The 12,682-nt window shown below is 43.6% G+C and carries 9 protein-coding genes; 5 read left to right on the top strand and 4 right to left on the bottom strand.

Annotated features, from left to right (window positions below):
- Positions 1–92: 92 nt before the first annotated feature.
- The 3 genes from MAS10914_RS0110590 (at position 93) to MAS10914_RS0110585 (ending at position 4,334) form a co-directional block, all read left to right on the top strand.
- Positions 93–2,948, top strand: a complete 2,856-nt coding sequence (locus tag MAS10914_RS0110590) for a GAF domain-containing protein (RefSeq protein ID WP_017315908.1) — start codon at positions 93–95, stop codon at positions 2,946–2,948.
- Positions 2,949–3,179: 231 nt separating this feature from the next.
- Positions 3,180–3,353 (top strand): DUF2256 domain-containing protein, encoded by a 174-nt coding sequence (locus MAS10914_RS32710; RefSeq protein WP_071599878.1) that lies wholly within the window; start codon positions 3,180–3,182, stop codon positions 3,351–3,353.
- Positions 3,354–3,377: 24 nt separating this feature from the next.
- Complete coding sequence (locus MAS10914_RS0110585; protein WP_017315907.1) at positions 3,378–4,334, top strand: isoaspartyl peptidase/L-asparaginase; 957 nt, start codon at positions 3,378–3,380, stop codon at positions 4,332–4,334.
- A gap of 10 nt (positions 4,335–4,344) precedes the next feature.
- Here MAS10914_RS0110585 and glmU read toward each other — a convergent pair whose 3' ends face one another.
- The 3 genes from glmU to MAS10914_RS0110560 all read right to left on the bottom strand — a co-directional run bounded on the left by glmU (position 4,345) and on the right by MAS10914_RS0110560 (position 8,449).
- Positions 4,345–5,730, bottom strand: coding sequence for a bifunctional UDP-N-acetylglucosamine diphosphorylase/glucosamine-1-phosphate N-acetyltransferase GlmU (glmU, locus tag MAS10914_RS0110580; RefSeq protein WP_017315906.1), 1,386 nt, complete (start codon positions 5,728–5,730; stop codon positions 4,345–4,347).
- 88 nt (positions 5,731–5,818) lie between these two features.
- Positions 5,819–7,027: a response regulator gene (locus MAS10914_RS0110575; RefSeq protein ID WP_017315905.1), complete on the bottom strand. Its 1,209-nt coding sequence runs from the start codon at positions 7,025–7,027 to the stop codon at positions 5,819–5,821.
- A 483-nt stretch (positions 7,028–7,510) separates the two neighbouring features.
- The gene (locus MAS10914_RS0110560) at positions 7,511–8,449 is read right to left on the bottom strand and encodes a tRNA (5-methylaminomethyl-2-thiouridine)(34)-methyltransferase MnmD (protein WP_017315902.1); all 939 of its coding nucleotides are present in this window, start codon (positions 8,447–8,449) and stop codon (positions 7,511–7,513) included.
- 78 nt (positions 8,450–8,527) lie between these two features.
- On the opposite strand from MAS10914_RS0110560, the gene MAS10914_RS0110555 reads away from it, so the two are divergent.
- Positions 8,528–9,346, top strand: a complete 819-nt coding sequence (locus tag MAS10914_RS0110555; protein ID WP_017315901.1) for a sulfurtransferase — start codon at positions 8,528–8,530, stop codon at positions 9,344–9,346.
- 76 nt (positions 9,347–9,422) lie between these two features.
- On the opposite strand, the gene MAS10914_RS0110550 is transcribed toward MAS10914_RS0110555, so the two are convergent.
- Positions 9,423–10,910, bottom strand: a complete 1,488-nt coding sequence (locus MAS10914_RS0110550; RefSeq protein WP_017315900.1) for a porin family protein — start codon at positions 10,908–10,910, stop codon at positions 9,423–9,425.
- A gap of 353 nt (positions 10,911–11,263) precedes the next feature.
- Here MAS10914_RS0110550 and MAS10914_RS29945 point away from each other — a divergent pair, with 353 nt between their 5' ends.
- Complete coding sequence (locus MAS10914_RS29945; RefSeq protein ID WP_017315899.1) at positions 11,264–12,505, top strand: FecR family protein; 1,242 nt, start codon at positions 11,264–11,266, stop codon at positions 12,503–12,505.
- Positions 12,506–12,682 lie beyond the last annotated feature (177 nt).

Below are 12,682 nucleotides of genomic sequence, written 5' to 3'. Positions count from 1 at the left end.
GAGTATCCCCAATTCAAAATCTAAAATCGCTTAGTCTGGGTACGGTTATGGGCATCTTATATAGTAACAATCTACGTTGACCGATAACTCAGATGTTGCCCCCACAAAAACCCACAGCTTCCGAACAACAAATTGTTTCCTTGGGGCGAGTCCTCCAAAGCCTTAGGGAAGAGAATAATGTTGATGTTCTGATTGAAACGACTATTTCTTATCTCAAAGAGCAGTTTGACTACAGCCTGATTTGGATTGCTCTTTACGACCAATTGAATCATATTTTGTTAGGTAAAGGGGGCATCACGCCCATTAAAGATACTAGCTATTTAAGACAAAGAGTGGCTCTCCATCCTGGGGATTTGTTAGAGCAAGTTGTGATTGAACAGCGTTCGCTGGGTGTAGCTGATTTACGGACTGAAATCCACGCTCAGAGATGGCAGGAAGTAGCTGTCAAATCAAACATCCAAGGAACTATGGTATTACCAATTTGCTATAAAGGCTGTTGTTTGGGTGTCGTTTTACTGGGTTCCGAACGCTGGGGCTACATCTTGGGTGGTGAAGCAAAAGCAAGACTGATGATGGTTTTGGGCGAATTAGGGGCAGTGCTTTTTCAAATAAAAATGGATTTGCAGCACAAGCAAGCCAAGCGTCTAGATGAGCCATTATTACAATTGCTGGAAAATTTACAAACCCTGAGTAACTTAGAGCAAAAATTAGAAGCAGTGGTGCATACGACTCATCAATTTGTCTCGCCCACTCGCACAAGTATTTATTGGTTTGAACGGGAAAAGCGCTCCTTTTGGTTGCGCTTGAGCAATCAAAAGCTCAATAAGGCAAAGGCGAACAGCGATACGCAAGGAGTTGCAGGAATTAGTGTACAGGAACTCAGTGACTTTTATTATGCCTTATCAGTCAATCAAATTGTCTTGATTGGGGAAGGACGCAGTTCCTTGACAAGCACTTTCACTGCTAAACTGCTGCAACGCCTGCAAGTGCGATCGCTGTTAGCAGCACCCATTATCTGGCAAAAAAACTTGCTTGGTTTTGTTGCTGTTGAAGCTAAAGAAGCGCGAATTTGGACGGAGGCGGATCAAAATTTCGTTAAGGGTGCTGCTGGATTAATCTCCCTTGTGACCCCCACTGAAAGCATGGAAACCACCATCAAACAAATTCAAGAGGACTCCCAGCTTAATAGCCAAGTCGCTCAAGCTATCTATAGTGATTATGATAACATAGAAATCTTACGGATTTGTGCGACAAAAGTTTTGGAACGCTTCAATGCAACACGCTTTTTGTTATTGCATTACGACTCAGACCAAAATAATTACCATTTTTTATACCAAAGGCAATTACAGAATCGCCGACCTTTAGCATCTACACTAGAGGCTCTCAAAGATTTGGATTGGCAGCTTTTGCAGCGTTCCACTGACTCTGTGGGAATTGAAAACATAGAAGAAGATTTGCGGTTTTTTAACTGGCGTTCCCCCTTACAGGAAAATGGCGTACAATCGCTTTTAATTAGTAACTGCGCTCAAGGTCGTCCACCAGAAGCGCTTTTGCTGATTACGAATGAAGAGCATCGTTGTTGGACAGTTCAAGAAAAAGAACTCCTGCACATTGTCAGTCAGCAGATTGGAGTCATTGTCCGTCAATGGCACCTTCACCATCAGACCGAACAGCAGCAAAAAATCTTGCGTAGCTTTCAGCAATGCCTACGTATCCTTGAAAAAGCCCGGACTGCTCATACCCAGCCCATCCAAGAGTTAGAAAGTTCAGCCCTGGAACAAATAGCATCTGTTCTCGGCTGTCCCCTGGTGCTGTTGCTCTCCTGGATGCCTGAACAGAACTTGGCAGAAATTATACCTGGGGTCATTGCTGATGATCGGTTTGGGGTTGTTATGGATATACCCGTTCCTATCCAGACGGAAAGCCTCGTCCAATGGGCACTTGCCACAGATGGTTTATTAACCCTTAGTGTAGATGATTTACCTGAGCAAACCAGAAGATGGCTGAATGGTTCTGACATCGGTCAAATTTTGATTATGGCATTACGCACCAGTGCTGATTATCAACCGACAGGTATCGTGGTGATGGCAGACCGTGTAGAACGTCAATGGTCAGAACAAAGTCTTATTGCCATAGAAACTCTCATTCGTCAATTCGCCTGGTTCCGTCGGCATTTGCAAATCACGCAAGTTTTCGAGTCTACGACTGATAAACTACGACAACTCAATTGGTATAAGCATCATCGTGTAGAGGATATCCACAGAACATTGGTGCAGTTAGTCACTCAAATGTACAGTCTGGGCATTCCTAATGAACTGGCTCACACACGCTACCAGCAACTGCTATATCAGTTAGATAATATCACCGCATCCATGACTGCACTGCTAAAACTTGAGCAGTGGCAGTTGCATATAACCACACAGACAATACCAATAGCCAGTTTATTAAAGCGATCGCTAGAACGAGTTGAAAATTTACTCAAACAACATAAGCTTTGGGTAGGCGTGCATGGTTTGGGACAACAGGTGCTAGATCATGGAGGACAAAAAAGCGATCCAATCGTGCCAAACTCCTCGGAAGGGTTAAAGCCTCAAGCTATGGCGATCGCTGGCGACATAGCGAAAATTGAATTGGTTGTTTATGAATTGTTAGTGGCTGCTTGTCACCGTTCTACAACTGGGGGCAGAATTGATATCTGGTGTCGTCGCTTGAACGAGCGATCGCTGGAGATGTCAATCACAGACAATGGCAACCTTGACCCACAGATCTTGACACTAAATCAAGATCCTCAAAAGGATTTTCTTGCTCCCTCCTCCCTCAATCTATCACCAGAGTTGCACTTGCTGATTTGTCAAAACTTCATCCAACAACTGGGAGGAGAATTGCATTTTTATCAATTGCCAGATCATCGGGTTGTGAGCCGTTTGCTGTTGCCGTTGGTTTGGTAGTATAATATATTACTTATTTTCATGACATAAGCTTCACAAAGCACCTTAGCTAGTCCAGATGCTTGCTAGTATTGGTTTGTCAAATTTTGAGTTTTGGAAGTTATGTTTTGAATTGGTGCTCAGAGGTTTAACTCCACAATAAGTGACCAAAAGTACCCTCACGTTGTAGCAAACTAGTTATAATTGTCTTCCAAATCTCAGAAATTCAACTCAAATCTGCTCGTTAATGATATGGGACGTGCTCGTTCTAAGTCTGACCTGCCTACAAAAATTTGTCCGGTATGTCAGCGCCCTTTTACCTGGCGCAAAAAATGGGCAGATTGCTGGGATGACGTAAAATACTGCTCAGAACGTTGCCGTCGTCGCCGTTCGCAAGCTAACAATGAAACCAATGAATCACCGTAATAGTACGGAGAAATAAAGAAAGAGATGGAGATCAAGGTACAACCTAAATTAATTATTCATGGGGGGGCTGGTAGTTCTCTAAAGGGAAAAGGAGGAGTGGAGACGGTACGCCGTTCTCTCTACCCAGTCATAGAGGAAGTCTATTCTCTCCTAATATCGGGAGTCAGTGCAAAAGAGGCGGTTGTGCGGGGTTGTCAAATATTGGAAGACAACCCCCGATTTAATGCTGGCACTGGTTCGGTGCTACAATCGGATGGCCAAATCCGCATGAGCGCTTCTCTCATGGATGGGACATCCCAAAGCTTTAGTGGAGTGATTAATGTTTCACGAGTAAAAAACCCCATTGACTTGGCGATCGCTTTACAAAGCTCTCCTGACCGCGTACTTTCAGATTATGGCGCAGCCGAACTGGCGCGAGAGTTGCAAGTCCCTAGCTACAATGGCTTAACTGAGTTACGCTTGCAAGAGTGGATACAAGAGCGTCAGGATAATTTTAAAAGAACGATGGCTGGAGTGGTAGCAGAAGCAGAACTGGTGGAAACCAGCAATGCCCGACGCGGTACGATTGGTGTAGTTGCATTGGATACTCACGGAAGGCTATCTGTCGGTACTTCTACTGGTGGTAAGGGATTTGAGCGGATTGGTCGTGTCAGTGATTCTGCAATGCCAGCAGGAAATTATGCGACAAAATATGCCGCTGTTAGTTGTACTGGTATTGGAGAAGACATTATGGATGAGTGTTTAGCACCACGAATTGTGATACGTGTCACGGATGGGATGTCCCTCAAAGAAGCGATGCAGCGCTCGTTTGCAGAAGCACACGAACACAAGCGGGATTTTGGAGCGATCGCTCTAGATGCCAGTGGAGCGATCGCTTGGGGTAAAACCAGTGAAGTCTTACTCGCAGCCTATCACGACGGCGAAAAAATGGGTGACACTCTGGAACTTCCTGAAGATACAGAAGTTGGTTGTGTGTTTTAACTAGCAACTATCAGCTTTCGTTTTTTAGTTGTTCGCTTTGGGCATCTCGTTTATTTGACACCCAGCCTGGTTTCACGACTTGACGTGTGCGGGCAATCACTAGACAATCATCAGGGACATCTTCTGTAACAGTGGAGCCAGCTGCCACGTAGACATCACTGCCCAGCTTCAAGGGGGCAACTAAAACGCTATTGCTACCTGTGCCAGTACTATCGCCTATGATGGTACGGTGTTTCTTCACGCCGTCGTAGTTGGCGGTAATGGTTCCCGCGCCAATATTGACCTTTTTGCCGGTGGTCGTATCACCCAAATACGACAGGTGTGCAACGTTTGTGCAATCGCCCAACTTGGTATTTTTCAATTCCACAAAATTCCCCACGCGACAAAATGCACCCACTTCTGCATGACCGCGTAGATGAGCATAGGGACCAATACGGGTTCCCGGCTGCACAATGCTATCTGTTACCACTGAATATAGCACCGTGACATTTTCACCTATCTGGCTATTTTCTATTAAACTTCCTGGTCCGATGCGACTGCCTGTCTGAATAACTGTATTGCCCCGTAAGTGAGTTTGGGGTTCGATAATGACATCTGGCTGTAATTCCACAGTGTCATCAATTGTAATACTGTCAGGGTTAATGAGAGTAACCCCTGCTGTCATCCATTTTTCTTTGACTCGCTTTTGCAAAATTTCGTATGCTGTTGCTAGTTGCAAGCGGTCATTAATGCCAAGAATTTCTTGGTAATCTTCCAGATCCACCGCCATAACTGGTTTTAATGCGCTAACAGCATCCGTCAGGTAGTATTCTTTTTGAGAATTATTCGCTTGTAAGTGAGGCAGAACTTTTGCCAAATCCTGCCAACGGAAGCAGTAAATCCCAGCATTAATGCGGTTGTTTTCTTTTTGATCTGGTGTGCAATCTCGGTCTTCAATGATTTGTTGCACTATATTTTCACTGTTACAAAAAACGCGCCCGTAGCCTTTAGGGTTATCCAAGTGTGCAGTGAGGATGGTAGCGGCGTTTTGGTGTTGGGTGTGAGTTTGCAACAGATTTTTTAGGGTTTCTGTGCGAAGCAAAGGGACATCGCCATACAATACGAGCAAATCGCCTGTGTACCCTTGCAAATGGGGGAGTAATTGCTGGATAGCATGACCTGTTCCCAATTGCACAGACTGTTCAACAAACTCTAAATCTGGAACTGACTGCATGGCTGCTTTCACTTCAACAGCCTGATATCCCACAATCACCATCTGTCGAGTAGGCGAAAGCGGTTTTACACTGTCGATAACTCGTTCGATGAGCGATCTCCCACCCAAAGAATGTAAAACCTTGGGCAGGTTTGATTTCATACGTGTCCCACGTCCCGCAGCCAGAATTGCTACAACAACCATAATTTAGCTATCAGTGAATTGCTTTGAATGCGCCTGCTCATTTGAGTGTAAGCTCAATTTATACTAACGCGCTCATTACACTCAAAACCTAACTAGCCCATAATTGCCAATCTGTGAAAGCGGAAATAAACTCTGTAAATTGCTGCATCATTTTGGGATTGCGCCATCCCGAATCGGTTTCTTCTGCCATCACGGCGAGGGCTTCTTCTAGAGTAAAAGCTCGTTTGTATGGTCGTTCACTTGTTAAAGCATCAAAAATATCAATGATTTGAAATACTTGGGCTAGATAAGGAATCTCATCCCCCTTTAGTCCGTCAGGGTAGCCTGAACCGTCCCAACGCTCGTGATGATGGCGGATAATGGGAATGACACCCCGCATACTGCGTAGTGGCTGGCAGATTTTTTCTCCAATCAAAACGTGTTGTCTCATGACCTCCCACTCTTGGGCAGTGAATTTGCCTGTTTTTAGCAGTACTGCGTCAGGAATGCCTACTTTACCGATGTCATGGAGATAACCCCCCCACATCAAATCCCGAATTTGGGTGCGTGTGAGATTGAGATATTCTCCAAATGCTTTGCCCAACTTCACCAGCCGTTCACAGTGATCGCCTGTATTTGGATCGCGGCTTTCAATTGCCCTACCGATGGAAAACAGCACTTGTTCAGCGTGGTCTAAGTCTTCATTCAGGCGTTTCTGCTGCACCAAAGATTTTACTCGCGCCGCTAACTCCACACGATCAAAGGGTTTGGTGAGGAAATCATCTGCCCCTGCTTCAATTCCTCGAATGCGCGATCGCCGATCATTTAAAGCAGTAATAAAAATCACTGGGATGAGTCTAGTCTGTTCATTCTGCTTCAGCAACTGGCACACTTGAAATCCATCCATTTCCGGCATCATCACATCCAGCAGAATCAGGTCTGGTGGTTTCTGTGTTACCTGTTCAACAGCAGTATAACCGTTGTCTGCTTCAATAACTTCGTAACCTTCCATTGCTAAAACTGCGACAGCAGTCATCCGACTGGCAGCATGGTCATCCACTACTAAAACTCTAGGCACATCTGAATCAACGCCATTCACTGTCAGACCTTGGGCTTGTACCGTCTTGGAGACGAATAAATTCTGAATAGAATTCACAAGAGGATTCATCAAAAAAGGCGCGGCTTCGGTCTTCTCTTGTATCATATCCCCCTGAGATAAACCTAAGGAATAACCTTCTGCATTTTTATTGGCTAAGGTATTATTTAAATCAATAAGATTTACTTTAGAGCCTGTATACTTGGTTTTCCTTTGAACCACAAGGGCACTCCAATTTAGAAATAGTTAATATTGACAGTTTCATGCATTAGTCTAATATTTGACTTTGTGTCAGCCTGTGGATTTTCAAGCTTCTACACAAGACAGCATAAATTTTCTATCATGCACAGTATATATTTTTCTATTCTTAAGGTCTTGGCAGTATTGCTGCCATGTTTTTCTTCCTATATTTATAGTATGAGCAATAACTGCAAATTTTAAATCGGGTTTTTTACAGAGGTTTATTAACATGGTAATCAAAAAAAATCTTGAAATTGCACAATTTCTATCAAAATTGCGTGTTTTTAGTTTGAATTTTAAATTTGGAGCCAATCATGCATTTTTGCTGCTCTATGTATTATGGGAATCATCAAACTACGGTCATCTTTCAGTAGCAGTGACGACCTACTTATGGTGTTAGTGATGTGAATCACCAAAAGGTATTGTCCATGACTGTAGATTTCTAGAAATAAATAGTAAAAAAGATTACATAATTTCTAGTTGAGTTTTCGATAGCCATCTTTTTCGCCAACGAGAGGTAGGCTCTAGAGAAGAGGTTTGTTGCTCTTGTTGTCGCCTTCTTAAAATGACATCACCCAGATCACACAGTTGTGGATCGCGGTAGGGCACAGCAGCACGAGTGAGCAAATGTTCCTGTTCAGCTTGGGAGAGCATGGGAAGAACCGATGAGGGAGATAGGGAAGATAAGACAGTATTTTCTCCTCCCACTTCCCTTACTTCTCGATGTCCGGCTACTGTACCAGGCGATCGCCTTCCTACTGGTGGTGTAGAACCTATTTCTAGTCCCGCTGCCAAAAGTGCCGTACGTACAGCAGCAGCACAGGAATAAGTGGCAAGTAAGCCATCGATATCTAAACACAAAGAAACTTGTTTAATAAATTCGACAGTCCATAACTGAGGACAATGAGGTGGTGAAAACGGATCGAGAAAAATTGCATCAGCCTGAAAACCTGATTGGTTCACAAACCTAATGGAGTTTCTAGCATCGCCAATTAACAGAGTCGCTTTGAGACGCTCTTGCAACACTTGATGCTCAAAGGCTAACTGAGTCACAATTTGGGTATACTCGTATTCCCAATTGTCGAATAAGTGATGGGCGATCGCAGCTTGGGGTACAGCAGCATCCAGTTCTAAACCAATGACTTCAACATAACAGTTGGGATTTACCGCCCAAATTGTTTGTAAAGCTGCTGCTGTATTGTATCCCAGCCCATAACAAACATCCAAAAGACGCAACGTTGGTTTGTTTGCTTTCAATGGCAGTTGAGTAGGACTGGCAAACTTGAGAAAACTCTCCTGACGTGCTCCATAATGGCTGTGAAACAACTCGCCAAACTCATTAGAAAAAAAAGTGAACGAGCCATCTGCTGTTAGCTCAGGTGTAAAATTGTCTAAGTCTGACATAGTCATAGGGACTGGTTTATGGGGAGTGAAACCACTAACAACTAACAACTAACAACTATCAACTATCATCTTTAGTTTATGACCAACACCCCTTTTGTCGTTTCTTGTGAATGGCTATTTGAACATCTTAAGAATCCGCAAGTTGTTGTAGTGGATTGTCGTTTTTCTCTCGCCGATCCACAATTGGGACGCCAGCAATATCAAAACAGTCACATTAATGGAGCATATTACCTAGACTTAAACCAGGATCTTTCCAGTCCCGTGGGAGAACATGGAGGAAGACATCCTTTACCAAATCCTATTGAATTAGCTCATAAGTTATCAGCAATAGGGGTGAATTCCCAAAAAAGTTTGGTTGTAGCTTACGATGACTCCCGCCTTGCTTTTGCATCTCGTTTGTGGTGGTTGTTGCGTTATCTCGGACATGAGCAAGTGGCGGTGCTGGATGGAGGCTTTTCTGCTTGGAAACAGGCTGGATATCCTGTTACAGAAGTCATTCCTGAACCTCGAATGGCTATCTTTGTCCCTAATATACAACCACAGATGGTAGTAGATATTTTGGTAGTGAAAAATCGGAAAGATTTACCAGAGGTAGCATTGGTTGATTCACGAGAAAGCGATCGCTATCTAGGTATAAGAGAACCTATTGATAAAATAGCTGGTCATATACCAGGAGCAATGAATTATCCGTGGCAGCAAGTGACAAACTCCACAGGCTATATACTTCCACAACAAGAGCAACGCCACCGCTGGTTAGAATTGGAAAATGCAAAGGAAGTTTTTGTCTATTGCGGTTCTGGCGTTACTGCTTGTGTAAATTTACTTTCCTTAGAACTGGCTGGCATTCATACAGGTAAACTTTATGCTGGTAGCTGGAGTGACTGGATTAGTTATTAGTTATTAGGGTATTTGGTGGTTGGTGGTTGTTTAGTTATTTACCACTAACCACTAACTACTAACCACTATCTGAATTTTAAAATCGACCTAATTCTAAAATGTAATTTACAGTAAAGAACCAGCCGTCAAAATCAATATTGCTGTCAGTAGAACCACCAAAGGTAGCGCCTCCCTGTAAGCTGAGATTTGTGGAATTGGAAACACCGTAAGTTAAGTGAGCATATAACCGATGGTATTGGTCTTCTCTTTGGCGTTGGGTAAAGTTTGACAAATTAAACTGATAGTCAAGACCAACTTGAAGGGATTGTTTCAAGTAGTAGTTTAAAGAAATCCACACAGCATTAATGACTCGGTCGCGGTTATCTTGTTTACTGGGAGGGTCAGTTAAGCTCCAACGCAATTCGTAGAAGCTATCTAACATTAGTCTGGGTGTGAGAGGGTCGCGCCGTCCCAAAGACAGACGGAAGGAATTCTCATTTAAAAAGCGATCGCCTGCATTGAAGTTACTGCCGTTTCTGGCATAAAACAACTGTTGATTGCTCCATCCAATTTCTCCGTACATTCGCCGTGATAGCTGCTGGTAAACACCAACGTTGAATCTCAGCTGGTTGTAGTTGTACTTTGATTGATTGAGGTAACGAATTAAGTTGCCATCAATTGAGCCATTCAAATAGGTTCTGCGTCCTAAGGGCAAAGGCGCAGAGGCTAGGGTGAGTCCAGAATAAACCAAGCCGTCTTCTACTGGATCTACTTTCGAGGAAAAAATGTTATTGGTATGGAAATAGCCAACATGAGCCTGTAGGTAGCCTATAGGTTGAGGTGGAGATACGGGACGCGCTGGGGGTGGTACCTGTTCTAGCTGTTCTAGTTGTCGTTCCCGCACCAGCAGTCTTCCCAGTTCACCAAAGTTAGGCTTGGTAGGCGGTTGCTTTTTCTGTTGCAACCGTTGTAATAGCCTCTCCAATCTTTGCGGGTTCTCTATTTCAGGTACTTGCAAGCGTTCCTCTACGGGTGGTGAGAGAGGTTTGGGAAAATCAGCTGGCTGACCTTCTAATTGTGGCGGGTTATTTTGTATGGAAGGTTGGGCAAGTGGTGCTGTTGGCGATGCTGGGGTGGGTTGGGGAGGTGGTGCGGGAGTTTGATTTAGTTCAGGTGTTGGTGAGACTTGATTTAGTTCAGGTATTGGTGGGACTTGATTTGGCTGTGTCTGCGAATACAAACTTGGAGTCTTACTATCAGCAGTTGCAAAACAGGCTTTGGAGTCTCCTGTGGTATGAGAGACAGCCTCTTGTTGCTGCAACTTACCCTCTGTTTTACCAGAAATTTTTGTTTGCACTTCTTCTTGATCTGCTTTTTGCCCACGTTCTTCTTGGCACAATTGAGCGGATACCCACGCAACTCCTAAAAATGGTATCTTTGATACTATCTCGTGTTCACGAATCGATAGGTCTGTATTAGCAGCCTGCGCCGCATCTACCTTCTTGATACAACACAAGTTGGTACTACTAGAAGCTAATACAATCCAAAAGAATAAATTTATCTTTATCCAGCCCTTGGGTTGCATGTCTAATCTTTTTTGGCAAATGTAGACTCATAAACTGTGCTGAAAGTTTCAGGAAGAAATATTGAATTTCTCAGAAACTGAGACCACACTATGTGGTAAATGTACCTAATTTTTTAAAAAAAGTAAAAAAACTATGAAGTACACACTTCAGTATTCAGAAACTTGAATTTTAAAGAAACTTACAGAATCTACTCATAGTAGATTCGCGTATTTCATCTCATGAATTCTCCATAAAGTTTAGGCAATTCCACGTAAAGAAAGTTGTTATAACAGATATACAGTCTTAAACCTTCAACATCAGAACCTTTTCTCTACTGGTTTGGTATCAATGAAGTTATCCGAGGCTCCAAAGTATGTTTCGCCAGTTTTTTGTACTCCTAGTGATTAGTTTGTGGGGAGTTTTTGTGTTGCCTCTGCCAGAACAGGCAGATGCCACAACTCCTCTGACTCTTGCTGTCATTCAGAACCTTCGCAATTTGGTACAACTCATGCCGCAAAAAAAGCCGAGGCGTCAGGCACGCAAATCGGATGCCATAATTCCTGGCGATGGGTTGTCCACGGGTCGATCTGCCTTAGCAGACTTGCGTTTTAACGACGGTTCTTTGGCTAGGATAGGAGAACAAGCAGTATTTCGATTCTTACCGAAGACAAGAAATGTCAGATTATCCACTGGCACAGTGCTGCTGCTCATCCCACCAGGAAGGGGGCAAACACGAATAAATACACCAAATGCAGCAGCAGCAATTCGCGGTTCAGGATTATTTGTACGCTATGACCAGGAAACAGACACTACGATTGTAGGCGCACTGACAAACAGTGGTATTAAAGTTTTTAACAAAGATGCCTCTCAAAATCAGGAGCTACAAGCAGGGCAACTGATAGTTATAGTTAAAGGTAAATTTAAGGGTTTATACGATTTTGATCTAAGAACTTTTTATCAAACGAGTGACCTGGTTCAGGGACTAGATCTGACTCTAAAATATGGTGTACCAAATTCAGATCCGGCGATCGCCAGCGTTCAAGCTGAAACTGCTGCTGCTGTTGCGGCACAGTCGCCAGTTAATGGTCAAGGAGTCGTTGAAAACCCATCTTTTGTAAAGCTAACGACTACTTTCCCAAGTTCACCCAATAACAACATTATTAGAGATGAATCCCCAGTTGACACCTTGCTGGAAACAGGACAAGTCCTATCCAATACTGGTGAACAGTCTGGCAATAGAGATAGAAGAAATCCTAATCCAAACCCTCGCAACGACAGTGGTTCTGGTCAACCTCCATTAGATGACAAAAAACCTGTTCAAGAACAACCACCATCTAATCCACCGACAACCACACCACCATCTAATTCACCACCATCCAATCCAGCAAGCTCCTCGTCATCGCCAGAGACGAGCTCTTCACCAACGGTAACACAGCCTAATCCCGCAGTTCCGTCACAGCCATCTAGTGAGCCAGCACCTTCTAGTCCTCCAACTACCTCACAGCCAACAGTGACAACACCAACAGGCACAACATCACCTACTCCGGCTAACCCGTCAACACCACCAACAACTAGTCAACCTTCACAGGAAACGCCGGTCAAACCAAGTACTTAAGTTCCTTTAAGAGATATGAGTTGTCATATTATGTCCGGTTAAATAACCTTAATAAATTCGTAGTGAGGACAAGAGTCCTCTTGCTCTTTGAAAGCAAGGACTCTTGTCCTTACTACAAACAAGTTTTATTATGGGTAATTTCCCGAACATGATATCACTTATCCTCTGTTCACTGAT

It is taken from the genome of Mastigocladopsis repens PCC 10914, assembly GCF_000315565.1.
Taxonomy (GTDB): domain Bacteria; phylum Cyanobacteriota; class Cyanobacteriia; order Cyanobacteriales; family Nostocaceae; genus Mastigocladopsis; species Mastigocladopsis repens.
The sequence above is the reverse complement of the archived record's forward strand: the minus strand, read 5'-3'. Positions and strand labels throughout refer to the sequence as shown.

Excerpts from the sequence above, each read along its gene's own strand:
- MAS10914_RS0110585 (WP_017315907.1), top strand. The coding sequence starts at position 3,378 with ATGGAGATCAAGGTACAACCTAAATTAATTATTCATGGGGGGGCTGGT.
- MAS10914_RS32710 (WP_071599878.1), top strand. The coding sequence starts at position 3,180 with ATGGGACGTGCTCGTTCTAAGTCTGACCTGCCTACAAAAATTTGTCCG.
- glmU (WP_017315906.1), bottom strand. The coding sequence starts at position 5,730 with ATGGTTGTTGTAGCAATTCTGGCTGCGGGACGTGGGACACGTATGAAA.
- MAS10914_RS0110590 (WP_017315908.1), top strand. The coding sequence starts at position 93 with ATGTTGCCCCCACAAAAACCCACAGCTTCCGAACAACAAATTGTTTCC.
- MAS10914_RS0110555 (WP_017315901.1), top strand. The coding sequence starts at position 8,528 with ATGACCAACACCCCTTTTGTCGTTTCTTGTGAATGGCTATTTGAACAT.
- MAS10914_RS29945 (WP_017315899.1), top strand. The coding sequence starts at position 11,264 with ATGTTTCGCCAGTTTTTTGTACTCCTAGTGATTAGTTTGTGGGGAGTT.
- MAS10914_RS0110550 (WP_017315900.1), bottom strand. The coding sequence starts at position 10,910 with ATGCAACCCAAGGGCTGGATAAAGATAAATTTATTCTTTTGGATTGTA.
- MAS10914_RS0110560 (WP_017315902.1), bottom strand. The coding sequence starts at position 8,449 with ATGTCAGACTTAGACAATTTTACACCTGAGCTAACAGCAGATGGCTCG.